25 protein-coding genes and 1 pseudogene are annotated in these 16,705 nt (G+C 67.3%); all 26 read right to left on the reverse strand.

The genetic code is table 11. The annotated features are described in order from the left end of the window. The 26 genes and pseudogenes from rpmD to EV137_RS29625 all read right to left on the reverse strand — a co-directional run bounded on the left by rpmD (position 1) and on the right by EV137_RS29625 (position 16,490). The gene (gene rpmD, locus EV137_RS29500) at positions 1 to 183 is read right to left on the reverse strand and encodes a 50S ribosomal protein L30 (protein ID WP_131286341.1); all 183 of its coding nucleotides are present in this window, start codon (positions 181 to 183) and stop codon (positions 1 to 3) included. Continuing rightward, positions 183 to 782 (reverse strand): 30S ribosomal protein S5, encoded by a 600-nt coding sequence (gene rpsE, locus EV137_RS29505; protein WP_130384630.1) that lies wholly within the window; start codon positions 780 to 782, stop codon positions 183 to 185. Before rpsE ends, rpmD begins: the two co-directional genes overlap by 1 nt. 28 nt (positions 783 to 810) lie before the next feature. After that, positions 811 to 1,194, reverse strand: coding sequence for a 50S ribosomal protein L18 (gene rplR / locus EV137_RS29510; protein ID WP_133789404.1), 384 nt, complete (start codon positions 1,192 to 1,194; stop codon positions 811 to 813). A 2-nt stretch (positions 1,195 to 1,196) separates the two neighbouring features. Next, positions 1,197 to 1,739: a 50S ribosomal protein L6 gene (rplF, locus tag EV137_RS29515; RefSeq protein WP_134008567.1), complete on the reverse strand. Its 543-nt coding sequence runs from the start codon at positions 1,737 to 1,739 to the stop codon at positions 1,197 to 1,199. A 27-nt stretch (positions 1,740 to 1,766) separates the two neighbouring features. Further along, positions 1,767 to 2,174, reverse strand: coding sequence for a 30S ribosomal protein S8 (rpsH, locus tag EV137_RS29520; RefSeq protein WP_131335173.1), 408 nt, complete (start codon positions 2,172 to 2,174; stop codon positions 1,767 to 1,769). A gap of 94 nt (positions 2,175 to 2,268) precedes the next feature. Continuing rightward, positions 2,269 to 2,454 (reverse strand): type Z 30S ribosomal protein S14, encoded by a 186-nt coding sequence (locus tag EV137_RS29525; protein ID WP_012923674.1) that lies wholly within the window; start codon positions 2,452 to 2,454, stop codon positions 2,269 to 2,271. 1 nt (position 2,455) lies between these two features. Continuing rightward, complete coding sequence (rplE, locus tag EV137_RS29530) at positions 2,456 to 3,028, reverse strand: 50S ribosomal protein L5 (RefSeq protein WP_134008564.1); 573 nt, start codon at positions 3,026 to 3,028, stop codon at positions 2,456 to 2,458. Beyond that, positions 3,028 to 3,417 carry a 50S ribosomal protein L24 gene (gene rplX / locus EV137_RS29535; protein WP_131335175.1) on the reverse strand — a complete coding sequence of 130 codons (390 nt, stop codon included), beginning with the start codon at positions 3,415 to 3,417 and terminating at the stop codon, positions 3,028 to 3,030. Before rplX ends, rplE begins: the two co-directional genes overlap by 1 nt. Before the next feature lies 1 nt (position 3,418). Then, the gene (rplN, locus tag EV137_RS29540) at positions 3,419 to 3,787 is read right to left on the reverse strand and encodes a 50S ribosomal protein L14 (RefSeq protein WP_012923677.1); all 369 of its coding nucleotides are present in this window, start codon (positions 3,785 to 3,787) and stop codon (positions 3,419 to 3,421) included. A 95-nt stretch (positions 3,788 to 3,882) separates the two neighbouring features. Next, positions 3,883 to 4,179, reverse strand: coding sequence for a 30S ribosomal protein S17 (gene rpsQ, locus EV137_RS29545; protein ID WP_133789407.1), 297 nt, complete (start codon positions 4,177 to 4,179; stop codon positions 3,883 to 3,885). Continuing rightward, entirely contained in the window at positions 4,176 to 4,454 is a 279-nt protein-coding gene (gene rpmC / locus EV137_RS29550; RefSeq protein ID WP_134008561.1) for a 50S ribosomal protein L29, read from the reverse strand. Before rpmC ends, rpsQ begins: the two co-directional genes overlap by 4 nt. Further along, positions 4,454 to 4,873: a 50S ribosomal protein L16 gene (rplP, locus tag EV137_RS29555; protein ID WP_134008558.1), complete on the reverse strand. Its 420-nt coding sequence runs from the start codon at positions 4,871 to 4,873 to the stop codon at positions 4,454 to 4,456. Before rplP ends, rpmC begins: the two co-directional genes overlap by 1 nt. Positions 4,874 to 4,876: 3 nt before the next feature. Next, positions 4,877 to 5,737, reverse strand: coding sequence for a 30S ribosomal protein S3 (gene rpsC / locus EV137_RS29560; RefSeq protein ID WP_134008555.1), 861 nt, complete (start codon positions 5,735 to 5,737; stop codon positions 4,877 to 4,879). A gap of 157 nt (positions 5,738 to 5,894) precedes the next feature. Beyond that, positions 5,895 to 6,338 (reverse strand): annotated as a pseudogene (rplV, locus tag EV137_RS29565) (50S ribosomal protein L22); the annotation flags it as partial. Between the two features lie 52 nt (positions 6,339 to 6,390). Further along, positions 6,391 to 6,672 (reverse strand): 30S ribosomal protein S19, encoded by a 282-nt coding sequence (rpsS, locus tag EV137_RS29570; protein ID WP_130384641.1) that lies wholly within the window; start codon positions 6,670 to 6,672, stop codon positions 6,391 to 6,393. Positions 6,673 to 6,687: 15 nt separating this feature from the next. Next, positions 6,688 to 7,521 carry a 50S ribosomal protein L2 gene (rplB, locus tag EV137_RS29575; RefSeq protein WP_131286351.1) on the reverse strand — a complete coding sequence of 278 codons (834 nt, stop codon included), beginning with the start codon at positions 7,519 to 7,521 and terminating at the stop codon, positions 6,688 to 6,690. Then, entirely contained in the window at positions 7,521 to 7,826 is a 306-nt protein-coding gene (gene rplW, locus EV137_RS29580) for a 50S ribosomal protein L23 (RefSeq protein WP_130384643.1), read from the reverse strand. Before rplW ends, rplB begins: the two co-directional genes overlap by 1 nt. Continuing rightward, positions 7,823 to 8,515: a 50S ribosomal protein L4 gene (gene rplD, locus EV137_RS29585; RefSeq protein WP_134008549.1), complete on the reverse strand. Its 693-nt coding sequence runs from the start codon at positions 8,513 to 8,515 to the stop codon at positions 7,823 to 7,825. The genes rplW and rplD overlap by 4 nt, the downstream gene beginning before the upstream one ends. Beyond that, positions 8,512 to 9,168 carry a 50S ribosomal protein L3 gene (rplC, locus tag EV137_RS29590; RefSeq protein ID WP_133789412.1) on the reverse strand — a complete coding sequence of 219 codons (657 nt, stop codon included), beginning with the start codon at positions 9,166 to 9,168 and terminating at the stop codon, positions 8,512 to 8,514. Before rplC ends, rplD begins: the two co-directional genes overlap by 4 nt. A 16-nt stretch (positions 9,169 to 9,184) precedes the next feature. Continuing rightward, on the reverse strand, positions 9,185 to 9,493 hold the full coding sequence (rpsJ, locus tag EV137_RS29595; RefSeq protein ID WP_012923688.1) for a 30S ribosomal protein S10: 309 nt from the start codon (positions 9,491 to 9,493) through the stop codon (positions 9,185 to 9,187). 361 nt (positions 9,494 to 9,854) lie between these two features. Then, positions 9,855 to 11,048, reverse strand: a complete 1,194-nt coding sequence (gene tuf, locus EV137_RS29600; protein ID WP_131465688.1) for an elongation factor Tu — start codon at positions 11,046 to 11,048, stop codon at positions 9,855 to 9,857. Positions 11,049 to 11,122: 74 nt separating this feature from the next. Continuing rightward, complete coding sequence (fusA, locus tag EV137_RS29605; protein ID WP_238175703.1) at positions 11,123 to 13,183, reverse strand: elongation factor G; 2,061 nt, start codon at positions 13,181 to 13,183, stop codon at positions 11,123 to 11,125. 122 nt (positions 13,184 to 13,305) lie between these two features. Beyond that, positions 13,306 to 13,776: a 30S ribosomal protein S7 gene (gene rpsG / locus EV137_RS29610; RefSeq protein WP_134008543.1), complete on the reverse strand. Its 471-nt coding sequence runs from the start codon at positions 13,774 to 13,776 to the stop codon at positions 13,306 to 13,308. Further along, entirely contained in the window at positions 13,776 to 14,150 is a 375-nt protein-coding gene (gene rpsL, locus EV137_RS29615) for a 30S ribosomal protein S12 (protein ID WP_130384649.1), read from the reverse strand. Before rpsL ends, rpsG begins: the two co-directional genes overlap by 1 nt. A 278-nt stretch (positions 14,151 to 14,428) precedes the next feature. After that, the gene (locus tag EV137_RS29620; RefSeq protein ID WP_134131558.1) at positions 14,429 to 15,187 is read right to left on the reverse strand and encodes a maleylpyruvate isomerase N-terminal domain-containing protein; all 759 of its coding nucleotides are present in this window, start codon (positions 15,185 to 15,187) and stop codon (positions 14,429 to 14,431) included. Then, positions 15,180 to 16,490, reverse strand: coding sequence for a nuclear transport factor 2 family protein (locus tag EV137_RS29625; RefSeq protein WP_134131559.1), 1,311 nt, complete (start codon positions 16,488 to 16,490; stop codon positions 15,180 to 15,182). The genes EV137_RS29620 and EV137_RS29625 overlap by 8 nt, the downstream gene beginning before the upstream one ends. Between the last annotated feature and the right edge of the window lie 215 nt (positions 16,491 to 16,705).

Genomic DNA, 16,705 nt, shown 5'->3' on the forward strand with positions numbered 1-16,705 from the left:
TCAGTCGACCTCCTCGACGGTGATGAGGTGGCGAACCGCACGCACCATGCCGCGAACCTCGGGCTTGTCCTCGTGGACGGCGCTGTCGCCGATCCGCTTGACGCCCAGGGTGCGCAACGTGTCGCGCTGGTTCTGCTTACCACCGATGCCCGAACGGATCTGGGTCACCTTCAAGCGTGCCATCAGGAAGCCGCCTCCGCCCGCGCCTTCAGCAGGGCCGCCGGAGCGACGTCCTCGACCGGCAGACCACGGCGCGCGGCCACGGCTTCCGGGGTCTCCAGGCTGCGCAACGCCGCAACGGTGGCGTGCACCACGTTGATGGAGTTGGACGAACCCAGCGACTTGCTGAGGATGTCGTGGATCCCGGCGCACTCCAGTACGGCGCGCGCCGAGCCACCCGCGATCACACCGGTACCGGGAGCGGCCGGACGCAGCATGACAACGCCTGCGGCCTTCTCGCCCTGGACCGGGTGCGGGATGGTGCCCTGGATCCGCGGCACCTTGAAGAATGCCTTCTTGGCCTCCTCGACGCCCTTGGCGATCGCCGCGGGCACCTCCTTGGCCTTGCCGTAACCCACACCGACGGTGCCATCGCCGTCGCCGACGACCACGAGGGCGGTGAAGCTGAAGCGACGACCACCCTTCACGACCTTGGCGACACGGTTGATGGCTACCACGCGCTCGATGTAGGCGGTCTTGTCCGCCTGCTGACCGCGACCACCGTCGCGGCCACGGCGCTCACCACCGGCGCCGCCTCCGCGACGCTGCTGGCCTCCGCTCATTTCGAACTACCTTCTTCCCTTGTCGCCATCAGAAGCCGAGCCCGCCCTCGCGGGCGGCGTCGGCCAGGGCCGCGATGCGGCCGTGGTACTTGTTCCCGGCCCGGTCGAAGACGACCGAGTCGATGCCGGCGGCCTTGGCCCGGTCGGCGATCAGCCCGCCGACGGTCTTGGCCTTGTCGGTCTTGTTCGCCTCCGCGCCACGCAGGTCGGCCTCCATGGTGGAAGCCGAGACCAGCGTCTTGCCGGCGACGTCGTCGATGACCTGCGCGAACAGGTGCTTCGACGACTTCGAGACCACCAGGCGCGGCCGCTCGGCCGTGCCGTTGATCTTCTTCCGGACCCGGATCTGCCGACGCAGCCGGGAAGACGTCTTCTTGGCGGAGTGCTTGTGCGGACGCAGTCCGATCGCCATGGTTACTTACCAGCCTTTCCGACCTTGCGGCGCACCTGCTCGCCCGCGTACCGCACACCCTTGCCCTTGTACGGCTCGGGCTTGCGCAGCTTGCGGATGTTGGCGGCGACCTCACCGACGGACTGCTTGTCGATGCCGATGACCGAGAAGCGGGTCGGCGCCTCCACGTTGAAGGTGATGCCCTCAGGGGCGTCGACCGTGATCGTGTGGCTGTACCCGAGCGAGAACTCCAACTGGGTCGGTCCCTTGGACAGGACGCGGTACCCGACGCCGACGATCTCGAGCTTCTTCTCGTAGCCTTCCGTCACGCCGGTCACCAGGTTGGCGATCAGGGTGCGGGACAGGCCGTGCAGTTCCTTGCTCTTGCGCTGGTCGTCGGGGCGGGTCACGGCGATCGCGCCGTCCTCGTCCCGGTTGACCACGATGGGCTCAGCGACGACGTGCGACAGCTGACCCTTGGGACCCTTGACAGTGACCGTCTGGCCGTCGATCGTGACGTCGACGCCGGACGGGACCGTGACCGGGAGCTTACCGATGCGAGACATTTCTGTGGTCCTCCTTCCGGTTCTTCGTCACCAGACGTAGGCGAGGACTTCCCCGCCGACGCCCTTGTTCTTGGCCTGACGGTCGGTCAGCAGTCCCTGGGACGTCGAGATGATCGCGACGCCCAGGCCACCGAGGACCTTGGGCAGGTTGGTCGACTTCGCGTAGACCCGCAGGCCCGGCTTGCTGATCCGGCGGACGCCCGCGATGGAGCGCTCCCGGCTCGGGCCGAACTTCAGGTCGACGGTCAGAGTCTTGCCGACGGCCCCTTCCTTGGGGTCCTCCACCTGGTAGGAGGCGATGTAGCCCTCCTGCTGGAGGATGTCGGCGATGCCCTGCTTGATCTTGCTGTACGGCATCGTGGTCGACTCGTGGTACGCCTGGTTGGCGTTCCGCAGACGCGTCAACATGTCTGCGATCGGGTCGGTCATCGTCATGGCCTGGGGCCTCTTTCCCGCCGTGGTTTCGCCGTTCGGCGACCTACGGTGACTAGATGGTGGTGAATAGGGAGAAGTTCGGGGGTGGAGACGGTCACCAGCTGGACTTGGTCACGCCGGGCAGCTCGCCCCGGTGCGCCATCTCCCGCAGGCAGATCCGGCACAGGCCGAACTTGCGGAAGACCGCCTTCGGCCGGCCGCAGCGCTGGCAGCGCGTGTAGCCACGCACCGCGAACTTCGGCTTCCGGGCCTGCTTGACCTTGAGTGCTGTCTTCGCCACGTCAGTTCTCCTTGAACGGGAAGCCGAGCGCCCGCAGCAGGGCCCGACCCTCGTCGTCGTTCTTCGCGGTGGTCACCACGGTGATGTCCATGCCCCGGACCCGATCGATCCGGTCCTGGTTGATCTCGTGGAACATCACCTGCTCGGTCAGACCGAAGGTGTAGTTCCCGGTGCCGTCGAACTGCTTCGGGGACAGGCCGCGGAAGTCACGGATCCGGGGCAGCGCGAGCGCCAGCAGCCGGTCCAGGAACTCCCACATCCGGTCGCCGCGCAGCGTCACGTGGGCGCCGATCGGCATCCCCTCACGCAGCTTGAACTGCGCGATCGACTTGCGGGCCTTGGTGACCTGCGCCTTCTGGCCGGTGATCGCGGCCAGGTCCTTCACGGCGCCCTCGATCAGCTTCGAGTCGCGCGCCGCCTCGCCGACACCCATGTTCACCACGATCTTGGTGAGCCCGGGCACCTGCATGACGTTCGCGTACTGGAACTGGTCCTGCAGCTGGCCGACGATCTCCTCGCGGTACTTCGTCTTCAGCCGCGGCTGGACCTTGGTCTCGCTAACTGCGGTGGTCATTAGATCTCCTCGCCGGTACGCCGGGCGATCCGGACGCTCCGGTAACCCGTGTACGTCGAACCGTCGGGACGGCGCTTCTGCACCTCGACACGGTTGTAGCCGACGCGCGTGGTCACCTTCTCCTTCTTGCCGTCCTTCTCGACCTCGACAAGAAGCGCCACGTTCGAGACGTGGATCGGGGCTTCCTGGGTGACGATGCCACCGGTGGTGCCGCCGCGCTGGGCCTGCTGCACCTTGGTGTGCTTCTTCACCCGGTTGACGCCCTCGACGATGACCTTCTCGTCGTCCGGGAAGACCTGGATGATCTTGCCCTCGAGGCCCTTGGACCTACCGGCGATCACGCGGACCTGATCGCCCTTCTTCACGTTCAGCTTCTTCTGCTGGGCCATCTCAGAGCACCTCCGGCGCGAGCGAGATGATCTTCATGAAGCGCTTCTCGCGCAGCTCCCGGCCGACCGGCCCGAAGATACGGGTGCCGCGCGGCTCGCCGTCGGCCTTCAGGATCACCGCGGCGTTCTCGTCGAAGCGGATGTAGGAGCCGTCCGGACGCCGGCGCTCCTTCACGGTCCGCACGACGACCGCCTTGACGACGTCACCCTTCTTCACACCGCCGCCGGGGATCGCGTCCTTGACGGTGGCGACGATCGTGTCACCGACACCGGCGTAGCGCCGACCGGAGCCACCGAGAACGCGGATGCAAAGGATCTCCTTCGCGCCCGTGTTGTCGGCGACCTTCAGTCGCGACTCCTGCTGGATCATCTGTTGATCTCCTGGTTGTCTCGCTGGTTCTCACTCACGTGAGCCTTGCGGAACGAATAATTTCGAATGGTTGCCGATCGCATGCGACCGAACGGCTACTTGGCCTTCTCGAGGATCTCGACGACGCGCCAGCGCTTGGTCGCCGACAGCGGCCGGGTCTCCATCAGGAGGACGCGGTCGCCGATGCCGGCGGCGTTCTGCTCGTCGTGCGCCTTGAGCTTGCTGGTACGCCGGATGACCTTGCCGTACAGCTTGTGCTTGACCCGGTCCTCGACCTCGACGGTGACGGTCTTGTCCATCTTGTCGCTCAGCACCAGACCCTCACGGGTCTTCCGGCGGCCTCGCGCCTCGGTGGTCGTGCTCACGGTCTCGTCCTTCGCGTTCTCGGTCATGCGTTGGCCTTCTCACTGTCGTCCGCAGCTTCGTCGGCCTGCGCCTCGGCAACCGGGGCGTCGACCTCCTCGGTGATCCCGAGCGCACGCTCGGACAGCACCGTGTAGATGCGGGCGATGTCCTTGCGGACGGCGCGCAGCCGCCCGTGGGACTCCAGCTGGCCCGTGGCAGCCTGGAACCGGAGGTTGAACAGCTCCTCCTTGGCTTCGCCGAGCTTCGTCATCAGCTCGTCACGACCCAGGTTCCGCAGCTCGGCGGCGGTCAGGGTAGCCATCAGTTCTCACCTGCCTCTCGGGTGATGAAGCGGCACTTCATCGGCAACTTGTGGATCGCGCGGCGCATTGCCTCGCGAGCGATGTCCTCCGGCACACCGGAGAGCTCGAACATCACGCGACCGGCCTTCACGTTGGCGATCCACCATTCCGGCGAACCCTTACCGGAACCCATCCGGGTCTCGGCCGGCTTCTTGGTCAGCGGGCGGTCCGGGTAGATGTTGATCCACACCTTGCCGCCACGCTTGATGTGCCGGGTCATCGCGATACGCGCGGCCTCGATCTGCCGGTTGGTGACGTAGTGGCTCTCCAGCGCCTGGATGCCGAAGTCACCGAAGGCGAGCGACGTACCGCCCTTGGCCGCGCCGGAGCGCGTCGGGTGGTGCTGCTTGCGGTGCTTGACCTTGCGGGGGATGAGCATGGTTCAGCTCTCCGTTCCGGTCGTCTCGGCGGCCTTCTCGGCAGCCGGCGCGGACGCCTCGGCAACCGGAGCCGCCGCGTTGTTGTCACGACGGTTGTCACGGCGGTCGTCGCGACGGCCGCCACGGTCACCACCGCGACCGCCACGGTCACCGCGGTCGCCACCGTCACGACGGGCCGGACGGCCACGCTGCTGGGTGGCGGCGCGAGCAGCGGCCTGCGCCTCACGCTCGGCGCGGGTGCCGGCGACGTCGCCCTTGTAGATCCAGACCTTCACGCCGATCCGGCCGAAGGTCGTCCGGGCCTCGTAGAAGCCGTAGTCGATGTCGGCCCGCAGCGTGTGCAGCGGGACGCGGCCCTCGCGGTAGAACTCCGACCGCGACATTTCCGCGCCACCGAGCCGGCCGGAGCACTGGATCCGGATGCCCAGGGCGCCGCCACGCATGGTGGTCTGCATCGCCTTGCGCATCGCGCGGCGGAACGCCACGCGGCCGGACAGCTGCTCGGCCACGCCCTGCGCGACCAGCTGGGCGTCGACCTCGGCGTTCTTCACCTCGAGGATGTTCAGCTGCACCTGCTTGCCGGTGAGCTCCTCCAGGCTGCCCCGGATCCGGTCCGCCTCGGCGCCACGGCGACCGATGACGATGCCCGGACGAGCGGTGTGGATGTCGACCCGGACCCGGTCACGGGTGCGCTCGATCTCCACGCGGGAGATGCCGGCGCGCTCCATGCCCTTGCTCAGCAGACGACGGATCTTGACGTCCTCGCCCACGTAGTCCTTGTACAGCTTGTCGGCGTACCAACGGCTCTTGTGGTCGGTGCTGATGCCGAGACGGAACCCGTGCGGGTTAACCTTCTGTCCCACGTCAGGACTCCTTCTTCTCAGCGGTGGCCTTCTTGGTGGCCGCCTTCTTGGCGGACGCCTTCTTGGCCGGCTTCTCGGCGGCCTCGGCCGGCTTGTCGGCAGCCTTCTTGGCCGCCTTCTTCGCCGGTGCCTTCTTCGCCGTGTCAGCGGTGTCCGCGGACTTCTTCGCGGCGGCCTTCTTGACCGGGGCCTTCTCGGCCGGCTCGGCCTCGCGCGGCGCGACGACCACGGTGATGTGGCTCGTCCGCTTGTCGATCCGGGTGGCCCGGCCCTGTGCACGCGGGCGGTGACGCTTCAGCGTCGGACCCTCGTCCACGTAGGCCTTCGCCACGACCAGGTCGGCGCGGTTCAGGTGCTCGGTGCCCTCGGCGTTCGCCGCGGCGCTGTCGACGACCTTGTACACGGTCGCGGCAGCGGCCTGCGGGGCGAACTTCAGAGTGGCGAGTGCGTCGTCGACGCCCAGACCGCGCACCAGATCGACCACGCGGCGCGCCTTCATCGGCGTCACGCGGACGAAGCGCGCGACCGCGAAGGCCCCGGGCTGCTCGCCCAGCAGGCTCTCGCGACGGGCGCTGATCGCCCTACGCTCTTGAACGCTCATGATGTTCGAATCTCTCCGTAGATTGCTTTCGCTTCGTCACTGTCCTCGCGGATCAGCGACGCCGTGACTTCCGGTCGTCCTTCTCGTGACCCTTGAACGTCCGGGTCGGGGCGAACTCGCCGAGCTTGTGCCCGACCATCGAGTCCGTCACGAACACCGGCACGTGCTTGCGGCCGTCGTGCACCGCAATCGTGTGGCCGATCATGTCCGGCACGATCATCGATCGGCGAGACCAGGTCTTGATGACGTTCTTGGTGCCCTTCTCGTTCTGCACCTCCACCTTCTTTGCCAGGTGGTGGTCGACGAACGGGCCCTTCTTCAAGCTGCGTGGCATGTGGCCGGCTCCCTATCAGCGCTTCTTGCCGGCCTTGCGGCGCCGGACGATCATTCGGTCGCTTTCCTTGCGGGTGCGGGTCCGGCCTTCCGGCTGGCCCCACGGGGACACCGGGTGGCGACCACCCGAGGTCTTACCCTCACCACCACCGTGCGGGTGGTCGACCGGGTTCATCGCGACACCGCGGACGGTCGGGCGCTTGCCCTTCCAGCGCATCCGGCCCGCCTTGCCCCAGTTGATGTTCGACTGCTCGCCGTTGCCGACCTCACCGAGGGTGGCGCGGCAGCGCACGTCGACCATCCGGACCTCGCCGGACGGCATCCGCAGGGTCGCCATCCGGCCTTCCTTCGCGACCAGCTGAATGCTGGCGCCGGCCGAGCGACCCATCTTGGCGCCACCGCCCGGGCGCAGCTCGACGGCGTGCACCGTGGAGCCGACCGGGATGTTGCGCAGCGGCAGGTTGTTGCCGATCTTGATGTCCGCGGCCGGGCCGTTCTCGACGACCGTGCCCTGCTTCAGGTTGGACGGGGCGAGGATGTAGCGCTTCTCGCCGTCCACGTAGTGCAGCAGCGCGATCCGCGCGGTCCGGTTCGGGTCGTACTCGATGTGCGCGACCTTGGCCGGCACGCCGTCCTTGTCGTACCGCTTGAAGTCGATCAGCCGGTACGCCCGCTTGTGACCGCCACCGTGGTGCCGGGTGGTGATCTTGCCGGAGTTGTTCCGGCCGCCCTTCTTCGGCAGCGGGCGCAGCAGCGACTTCTCAGGGGTCGAACGGGTGAGCTCGACGAAGTCGGCCACGCTCGAGCCACGGCGGCCCGGCGTCGTCGGCTTGTACTTGCGGATTCCCATTACGACTGGCCTCCGAAGATGTCGATGCGGTCGTCGCCCTTGAGGGTGACGATCGCCCGCTTGGTGTCCGGGCGCTTGCCGAAGCCGGACCGGGTCCGGCGCCGCTTGCCCTTGCGGTTGAGGGTGTTGACGTCGCTGACCTTGACCTTGAAGACCTTCTCGACCGCGAGCTTGATCTCGGTCTTGTTGGCGTCCGGTGCGACCTCGAACGTGTACTTCTGCTCGTCCAGCAGGCCGTAGCTCTTCTCGCTCACGACCGGCCGGAGCAGCACGTCACGCGGGTCCTTGTTGACTCCGTGGCTCATGCCTCTACCTCCTCGGCCTCAGTCGACGTTGCGACGGCCTTGACGGACTTGCCCTTGGGCGCGCCGGCGACGAAGGAGTCGAGCGCGCTCTTGGTGAACACGACCGCGTCGCTGACCAGAACGTCGTACGCGTTCAACTGGTCGGCGGCGATCAGGTGCACGTGCTGCACGTTGCGCAGGCTCAGCCAGGTGAGCTCGTCGGCGCGGTCGACGACGACCAGCGCCTTGCCCGGCTCGGTCACCTCGCCCAGCACCTTCAGGGCCGACTTGGTGGAGGGCTTGTCGCCGTCCACGAAGCTCTCGACCACGAACACCTGGCCGTCACGGGCCCGGTCGGACAGCGCACCGCGGAGCGCGGCGGCGATCATCTTCTTCGGGGTCCGCTGGCTGTAGTCGCGCGGCACCGGGCCGTGGACGACGCCACCGCCGGTGAACTGCGGCGCGCGGGTCGAGCCCTGACGGGCGCGACCGGTGCCCTTCTGGCGGTACGGCTTGGCGCCACCGCCGGACACCTCGCCCCGGGTCTTCGCCTTGTGCGTACCCTGGCGGGCCGCGGCCAGCTGGGCCACCACGACCTGGTGGATCAGCGGCACGTTGACCTGGACGTCGAACAGCTCGGCCGGAAGCTCGGCGGAACCCTTCTTGCTGACCTTGTCGCCCTTCACGACGACGACGTCGACGGTGCTCACTTCGCAGCTCCCTTCGCGGCGTTGCGGATCAGCACCAGACCACCCTTGGGGCCGGGAACGGCGCCCTTCAGCAGGATCAGGCCGCGCTCGGTGTCCACCGCGTGCACGGAGACGTTCTGGGTGGTGACCTGCTCGGCGCCCATCCGGCCCGCCATCCGCAGGCCCTTGAAGACCCGGCCCGGGGTGGCGCAGCCGCCGATGGAACCCGGCGAGCGGTGCTTCTTGTGCACACCGTGGGTGGCGCGCAGACCGTGGAAGCCGTGCCGCTTCATGACACCGGCGAAACCCTTGCCCTTGCTGGTCGCGGAAACGTCGACCCGCTCGCCGGCCTCGAAGGCCTCGGCCTTGATCTCCTGGCCCAGGGTGTACTCGCTGGCGTCAGCGGTCCGCAGCTCGAGCAGGTGACGGCGCGGGGTCACGCCGGCCTTCTCGAAGTGGCCGCGCATCGGCGAGTTCACCTTGCGGGGGTCGATGTCGCCGAAGGCGATCTGGACGCCGTCGTACCCGTGGCTGGCCGAGGTACGGACCTCGGTGACGACGCACGGGCCGGCCTGGACCACGGTCACGGGGACGACGCGGTTGTTCTCGTCCCAGGTCTGGGTCATGCCGAGCTTGGTGCCCAGCAGACCGCGCGTGTTCTTTAGCTTGCTCATTGGCTGTTCGCGTCCCTCAGAGCTTGATCTCGATGTCGACGCCGGCCGGCAGGTCGAGACGCATCAGCGAGTCGACGGTCTTCGGCGTGGGGTCGATGATGTCGATGAGCCGCTTGTGGGTGCGCATCTCGAAGTGCTCGCGGCTGTCCTTGTACTTGTGCGGCGAGCGGATGACGCAGAACACGTTCTTTTCCGTCGGCAACGGCACCGGGCCAGCAACCTTCGCACCAGTACGCGTCACCGTGTCGACAATCTTGCGTGCCGAGCTGTCGATGACCTCGTGGTCGTAGGCCTTCAGCCGGATGCGGATCTTCTGTCCCGCCATCGCTTCGCTTTGTCCTTCTCTATCGTCTTCGCCTTCGTCGCTCCGACCCCCGCGGTCGGGTGTGTCGCGTGCGCGGAACGCGCGTGACCCACCGCTTCGTCGACCTGGATTGGAGATCGGGGCCCGGTCTCGGACCGGAACCTCGGCAACGTCTCCGGTCCAGCGCACCAGCCAGATCAAGAAGATCTGGGGCGCACCCCGGCGGCCTCGCCTGAGCAACCTGAATATTGTGCCATCGATCGGCATCGAAACGCCAATCGGTAGCTTTCACGCCCGATCCGGTACCACCTGAGCGCCGGATCAGGCGCAAAGCAGAGGTCCGCGAGGGCTCAGTTCTCGAGCCCTCGCGGACCTCATGAGATCACTTGATGATCTTGGTGACCCGGCCGGCGCCGACGGTGCGGCCACCTTCACGGATCGCGAACTTCAGACCGTCCTCCATGGCGATCGGCTGGATCAGCTCGACCGACATGTCGGTGTTGTCGCCCGGCATGACCATCTCGGTGCCCTCGGGCAGCGTGACGACACCGGTGACGTCGGTGGTGCGGAAGTAGAACTGCGGGCGGTAGTTCTGGAAGAACGGCGTGTGACGGCCGCCCTCCTCCTTGGAAAGGATGTAGACCGACGCCTCGAAGTTCGTGTGCGGGGTCGTGGTGCCCGGCTTGATGACGACCATGCCGCGCTCGACGTCCTCGCGCTTGGTGCCACGAAGCAGCAGACCGACGTTCTCACCGGCCTGGCCCTCGTCGAGCAGCTTGCGGAACATCTCGATACCGGTGACCGTGGTGGTCTGCTTCTCCGGACGGATACCGACGATGTCGACGGTCTCGTTGACCTTGATGACACCGCGCTCGATCCGGCCCGTGATGACCGTGCCGCGACCCGTGATGGTGAAGACGTCCTCCACCGGCATCAGGAACGGCTTGTCGATCTCGCGCTCCGGCTGCGGGATGTACTCGTCGACCGCGTTCATCAGCTCGAGGATCGACTCGCCCCACTTGGCGTCGCCCTGCAGCGCCGGGTGAGCGGCGACGCGGACGATCGGCGCGTTGTCGCCGTCGAACTCCTGCTCCGAGAGCAGCTCGCGGACCTCGAGCTCGACGAGCTCCAGGATCTCCTCGTCGTCGACCATGTCGCACTTGTTCAGGGCGACGACCATCGCCGGCACGCCGACCTGACGGGCGAGCAGCACGTGCTCACGCGTCTGCGGCATCGGGCCGTCGGTGGCGGCGACGACCAGGATCGCGCCGTCCATCTGAGCCGCACCGGTGATCATGTTCTTGATGTAGTCCGCGTGACCCGGGCAGTCAACGTGGGCGTAGTGCCGGGCCTCGGTCTGGTACTCGACGTGCGCGATCGAGATGGTGATACCGCGCTGACGCTCTTCCGGCGCCTTGTCGATCTGATCGAAGGCCGATGCCTCGTTGAGCGTCGGGTACTTGTCGTGCAGCACCTTGGTGATCGCCGCGGTAAGAGTGGTCTTACCGTGGTCGATGTGACCGATGGTGCCGATGTTGACGTGCGGCTTAGTCCGCTCGAACTTCGCCTTCGCCACTGGGGCCCTCCTAGATAAATGTTGACTACGCCGTACGCCGACGCGCTTGGGGTGTGGTGGTCAGGAGCGAGAGACTACTCGCCCCGGGCCTTCTTGATGATCTCTTCCGCCACGTTCTTCGGAACCTCGGCGTAGGAATCGAACTGCATCGAGTAGGACGCGCGGCCCTGGGTCTTCGACCGCAGGTCACCGACATACCCGAACATCTCCGACAGCGGCACCAGGGCCTTGACGACCCGGCTGCCACCAGGACCTTCGTCCATCGACTGGATCTGGCCACGGCGGGAGTTGAGGTCGCCGATCACTTCACCCATGTAGTCCTCGGGCGTGGTGACCTCGACCGCGAACATCGGCTCCAGGATGACCGGGTTCGCCCGGCGGGCGGCATCCTTGAAGGCCATCGAGCCGGCGATCTTGAAGGCGAGCTCGGACGAGTCGACATCGTGGTAGGCGCCGTCGGTCAGCGTGACCTTGACGTCCACCATCGGGTAGCCGGCCAGTACGCCGAACTCCATCGCCTCCTGGGCGCCCTCGTCCACCGACGGGATGTACTCCCGGGGGATCCGGCCACCGGTGACGGAGTTGACGAACTCGTAGCCGCCTTCGCCGCCGGCCTCGACCGAGGTCGGCTCGATGTTGATGATCACACGCGCGAACTGACCCGAACCACCGGTCTGCTTCTTGTGCGTGTAGTCGACCTTCTCGACCTTCTTCTTGATGGTCTCGCGGTAGGCGACCTGCGGCTTGCCGACGTTGGCCTCGACGCGGAACTCGCGCTTCATCCGGTCGACCAGCACCTCGAGGTGCAGTTCGCCCATACCGGCGATGATCGTCTGGCCGGTGTCCTCGTCGGTCCGGACCTGGAAGGTCGGGTCCTCCTCGGCGAGCCGCTGGATCGCGACGCCCAGCTTCTCCTGGTCGGCCTTCGACTTGGGCTCGATGGCGACCGAGATGACCGGGGCCGGGAACTGCATCGACTCCAGCACGACCGGCTTCGCCGGGTCGCACAGGGTCTCACCGGTGGTGGTGTCCTTCAGGCCCATCACGGCGACGATGTGGCCGGCGCCGATCGACGCGATCTCCTCACGCTTGTTCGCGTGCATCCGGTAGATCTTGCCGATCCGCTCCTTGCGGCCCTTCGTCGGGTTCAGCACCTGGGTGCCGGTCTCGAGCTTGCCCGAGTACACCCGGATGAAGGTCAGCTTGCCCAGGTGCGGGTCGGCCGCGATCTTGAACGCCAGCGCCGAGAACGGCTCGCTGTCGTCCGGCTTGCGCAGCACGACCTGCTCGGCGTCCTTGACGTCGTGGCCCTCGATGGCCGGGACGTCGATCGGGCTCGGCAGGTAGGCGTTGATCGCGTCCAGCAGCGGCTGGACGCCCTTGTTCTTGAACGCCGTACCGGTCAGGACCGGGGTCAGCTTGCTGGCGATGGTCGCCCGCCGGATGGCCGCGACGATCTGCTCCTGGGTGGGCTCGTCGCCCTCGAGGTACTGCTCCATGATCTCGTCGTCGGCCTCGGCCAGCGTCTCGATCAGCTTGTCGCGCCACTCGGCGGCGATCTCGGTGTGGGTCGCCGGGATCTCCTCGACGGTGTAGTCCTCACCCATCGTGGTCTCGCCGCGCCAGGTCAGCGCGCGCATCCCGATCAGGTCGACGACGCCGATGAAGTCGGCCTCGGACCCGATCGGCAGCTGCAGCACCAGCGGCACCGCGGCCAGCCGGTCGACGATCATGTCGACACAGCGCATGAACTCCGCGCCGGTCCGGTCCAGCTTGTTCACGAAGCAGATGCGGGGTACGCCGTACCGGTCGGCCTGACGCCAGACCGTCTCCGACTGCGGCTCCACGCCGGCGACACCGTCGAAGACAGCGACGGCACCGTCGAGGACGCGCAGCGAACGCTCCACCTCGACGGTGAAGTCGACGTGGCCCGGGGTGTCGATGATGTTGATGGTGTGGTCTTTCCAGGTGCAGGTCGTCGCGGCGGACGTGATCGTGATGCCGCGCTCCTGCTCCTGCTCCATCCAGTCCATCGTGGCGGCGCCGTCGTGGACCTCACCGATCTTGTAGGTGATACCGGTGTAGAAGAGGATCCGCTCGGTCGTCGTCGTCTTGCCGGCGTCGATGTGGGCCATGATCCCGATGTTGCGGACCTTGGCCAGGTCGGTGGTGATTTGTACGGCCACCTCGGTGGTCTACCTCTCGATTCTGTACTGCGTCAAAGGGGTGAGGGCTGGAGTCCGGATCGGACTCCGGGTCACCAGCGGTAGTGGGCGAAAGCCTTGTTGGCTTCGGCCATCTTGTGCGTGTCCTCGCGGCGCTTCACCGATGCACCGAGACCGTTGGACGCGTCCAGGATCTCGTTCATCAGGCGCTCGGACATGGTCTTCTCGCGACGGGCCCGCGAGTACATCGTCAGCCAGCGCAGCGCCAGCGTGGTGGACCGGCCGGGCTTGACCTCGATCGGCACCTGGTAGGTGGCGCCACCGACTCGACGGCTCTTGACCTCGATGCTCGGCTTCACGTTGTCCAGCGCACGCTTCAGCGTGATCACCGGGTCGGTGCCGGTCTTGGTGCGAGTGCCCTCGAGCGCGCTGTAGACGATGCTCTGCGCGATCTGCTTCTTGCCGTCGACCAGGATCTTGGAGATCAACTGGGTGACGAGCGGCGAACTGTAGACCGGGTCGATGATGACCGGGCGCTTCGGGGCGGGGCCCTTGCGCGGCATTAGCTCTTCTCCTTCTTCGCGCCGTAGAGGCTGCGGGCCTGCTTCCGGTTCTTCACACCCTGGGTGTCGAGCGAACCGCGGATGATCTTGTACCGGACACCCGGGAGGTCCTTCACACGACCGCCACGCACGAGCACGATCGAGTGCTCCTGCAGGTTGTGGCCGACGCCGGGAATGTAGGCGGTGACCTCGATACCGCTGGTCAGGCGGACACGCGCAACCTTGCGAAGCGCGGAGTTCGGCTTCTTCGGCGTGGTCGTGTAGACGCGCGTGCACACACCACGACGCTGAGGGGAACCCTTCAGGGCGGGCGTCTTGTTCTTGGACACCTTGTCCTGGCGGCCCTTGCGGACCAGCTGGTTAATGGTGGGCACCGCGTGGGTCTCTTTCTGTCGTCCGGCTGGGTTTGTAGCTTTTGCCTGACCCCCGCGGTCGGGTGTGTCGCGTGCGCACGAGCAGACCGAAGCCGTAATCTTTCAGACTGTCGGCAGGAGTCCCGTGCCACGCGGCCCGATCCGTTGGACGAGGGGCACGCATGACGGCCCAGGAAAGACCCCGGGCACGATCGTTAAGACTAGCGGGTGCCTCAAGCACGGTCAAAATGAGTAACTGGCCGCGGTAGAGAGGCTTCCGCGCTTTCAGTCTACAGGGTCTACGCCGTGGCCCTTCCGGCCAGGAAGTCGGCCGCGACCGCTGCGTCTCCCTCGACCGTGAGGACCGTTCCCGGCAAGCGCTTCCACAGGCACAGGTCGAGGTCGGACGCAGTGCCCGACAGGACCGCTTCACCGGCCGCCTTGCCCCGCTCGACGAGCGGCCGATCGCCTTGTGACACAGGCGTCAGCGTCCACTCGTGCCCGGTGTCGGTGGCCCGCACGCCGACCTGCCGGGTCACCGCCGGCGCGAACCCGCGGGCCAGCAGCCGGGGCAGGAACACCTCGAACACCTCGTCCACACCGTCGGCCGCGACAGCCGCAGGTACGACGGCCAGACCAGTGTCGACCTGTTCGCCCGCCGCGACCCCGGCCTGGATCAGGTCCACCAGGTGGATGACTGTCTCATGCAGACGCCGTCGGGCCCAGAATCCGGCGCGCTGATCCACCGGGGCGAAGTTCCAGCACGGTTCGTCCGGGTCGACCGCACGGATCGCGGCCAGCAACGCCGCGGTCGTACCGGCGTACCAGTCCGGCCAGGAGATCGTCGTCCGGAGCACCTCCGGCACCTTCTGGGCGGCGCCGGAGAGCAGGATCGCCGCGGCCCAGCGCTGACCTGACCCCAGGTGCAGGGCCAGGTCGGCGACGGTCCAGCCGGGACAGGCGGGCACGGCCGCGCCGGGATCGACCCGTCCGAGGGCGGCCGCGAAATCGTCGGCCGCGCGCTCGAACTCGGTCAGGTGGTCGATCGGGTCAGGCACGGAATTCGACGTCCGTGATCAGGCCGTCGGCGACCCGGTAGAGGGCCAGTTGCGGGGTGGATTCGCCGTCGTCGTAGCTGATCACGTGCTCGACCACCCACTCCCCCAGCATCAGCCGCTGGACGACCTCGGTCTTGCAGCGGCCGGCGGCGAAGCGCGGGCGGTAGAACTCGCGCAGGAACCGGCGGCCCTTCAGTTCGGAGCCGTCCGCGAGCCGGATCCGGGCGGTCGGCGAGTACATGGCCAGGAAGGCCTCGAGGTCGTGAGCGTCGTACGCCGCGTGCTCACGGCCGATCACCCGCGCGGCCGGGGTGTCGGCGGTGACGGCCGCGACCGTCGCGGCTCCCAGGCCCGCCAGCGGCGGCTGGGCCGCGGCCGGGACGACGGGTGCGGGGACAGGTGCCGGGACCGCTGCAGGGACGGCAGGGGCGGCAGGGGCCGGCTGAGTGGCGGGTTCAGCCGGAGCTGGGACTTGCTGCACCGCGACAGGTGCTTTGGCGGCAGGCGTCGTACGGCGGGTCGAGGTCGTCTTCTTCTTGGCTGGAGGTGGTGGGACGAGGAGCTTGCCGTCCGCGCCAGGCTCTTCGCCGAGGTGGGCGATCGCCCAGTCGAGAGCCTTGGTCACGGCGGCGCGTGATTCTTCGGTGTGGTCGAGCATGTCGAACCCGTGGTGCCCTTTCGGTACGTCGATGATGTCCAGCGCGGCGCCGCCCGCGGAGACGAACTCCGCTACCGGACCGGCGAGCTCCTCACGCTCGAGTCCAGCTCTTGTCAGCAGCACCGGCAGGTCCTTGTGTTTGCCGATCACTTCGGCGGCGGTTACCAAATCGTCGACACCGGGCGGGGTGGCGAGCAGGGGGTAGGTCAGGGCGACGAAGCGCAGCCAGTCGGGGCGGCTGTCCAGCCACTCCCCGGCCAGCAGGCCGGCGCCGGAGAAGAACCACAGTCCGACCCGATCGGGGTCGACCCGTGGGTCGGAACGCAGTACGCCGACCGCTGCCTCCACCTCGTCCGCGGCCGCGACCAGTCGGTCGAGGCCGTGGATCAGGCTGTGGTCGACGACCGCGGCCACCAGGCCCCGCCTGGCGGCAGCCGTCGCGTAGCCCTTGTAGACCGGCCAGTCCCGAGGCATCACCTCGAGGCCGGCAGGCCCAGGTCCCCCGTGCACAAAGAGAATTGCTCCGCCTCGGGCGGTACCGGGCGGACGGTACAGGTCGATCTCCCCCAGGCGATCGACGCGTACGTCAGAACCTTCCAGAACCCCCAAGACGAAAGGCCGCAGGTAGGCCGGCAGATCCGTCATGCACCAATCTTGGCGCATCCCGCGCACCTTTACAGCCGCCACCCCGAGTGTCTTTTCCAAACCGCCTCACGAGGTCCGCAAGGACCAGGAAATCGCACCACCACCAAACACTCAGAAGCACCGCACCCTCGCGCCCAAACCTCACGCGCCACCCGATCACCCCGTCCCCTCCCTCTCCGTCGCCCCGACAAGAATCACCACCCACCCCGGACGAA

Source organism: Kribbella pratensis (genome assembly GCF_004366075.1).
Lineage (GTDB): Bacteria > Actinomycetota > Actinomycetes > Propionibacteriales > Kribbellaceae > Kribbella > Kribbella pratensis.

Excerpts from the sequence above, each read along its gene's own strand:
- rpmD (WP_131286341.1), bottom strand. The coding sequence starts at position 183 with ATGGCACGCTTGAAGGTGACCCAGATCCGTTCGGGCATCGGTGGTAAG.
- rpsE (WP_130384630.1), bottom strand. The coding sequence starts at position 782 with ATGAGCGGAGGCCAGCAGCGTCGCGGAGGCGGCGCCGGTGGTGAGCGC.
- rplR (WP_133789404.1), bottom strand. The coding sequence starts at position 1,194 with ATGGCGATCGGACTGCGTCCGCACAAGCACTCCGCCAAGAAGACGTCT.
- rplF (WP_134008567.1), bottom strand. The coding sequence starts at position 1,739 with ATGTCTCGCATCGGTAAGCTCCCGGTCACGGTCCCGTCCGGCGTCGAC.
- rpsH (WP_131335173.1), bottom strand. The coding sequence starts at position 2,174 with ATGACGATGACCGACCCGATCGCAGACATGTTGACGCGTCTGCGGAAC.
- rplE (WP_134008564.1), bottom strand. The coding sequence starts at position 3,028 with ATGACCACCGCAGTTAGCGAGACCAAGGTCCAGCCGCGGCTGAAGACG.
- rplX (WP_131335175.1), bottom strand. The coding sequence starts at position 3,417 with ATGGCCCAGCAGAAGAAGCTGAACGTGAAGAAGGGCGATCAGGTCCGC.
- rplN (WP_012923677.1), bottom strand. The coding sequence starts at position 3,787 with ATGATCCAGCAGGAGTCGCGACTGAAGGTCGCCGACAACACGGGCGCG.
- rpsQ (WP_133789407.1), bottom strand. The coding sequence starts at position 4,179 with ATGACCGAGAACGCGAAGGACGAGACCGTGAGCACGACCACCGAGGCG.
- rpmC (WP_134008561.1), bottom strand. The coding sequence starts at position 4,454 with ATGGCTACCCTGACCGCCGCCGAGCTGCGGAACCTGGGTCGTGACGAG.
- rplP (WP_134008558.1), bottom strand. The coding sequence starts at position 4,873 with ATGCTCATCCCCCGCAAGGTCAAGCACCGCAAGCAGCACCACCCGACG.
- rpsS (WP_130384641.1), bottom strand. The coding sequence starts at position 6,672 with ATGCCACGCAGCTTGAAGAAGGGCCCGTTCGTCGACCACCACCTGGCA.
- rplB (WP_131286351.1), bottom strand. The coding sequence starts at position 7,521 with ATGGGAATCCGCAAGTACAAGCCGACGACGCCGGGCCGCCGTGGCTCG.
- rplW (WP_130384643.1), bottom strand. The coding sequence starts at position 7,826 with ATGAGCCACGGAGTCAACAAGGACCCGCGTGACGTGCTGCTCCGGCCG.
- rplC (WP_133789412.1), bottom strand. The coding sequence starts at position 9,168 with ATGAGCAAGCTAAAGAACACGCGCGGTCTGCTGGGCACCAAGCTCGGC.
- rpsJ (WP_012923688.1), bottom strand. The coding sequence starts at position 9,493 with ATGGCGGGACAGAAGATCCGCATCCGGCTGAAGGCCTACGACCACGAG.
- fusA (WP_238175703.1), bottom strand. The coding sequence starts at position 13,183 with ATGGCCCACATCGACGCCGGCAAGACGACGACGACCGAGCGGATCCTC.
- rpsG (WP_134008543.1), bottom strand. The coding sequence starts at position 13,776 with ATGCCGCGCAAGGGCCCCGCCCCGAAGCGCCCGGTCATCATCGACCCG.
- EV137_RS29625 (WP_134131559.1), bottom strand. The coding sequence starts at position 16,490 with ATGACGGATCTGCCGGCCTACCTGCGGCCTTTCGTCTTGGGGGTTCTG.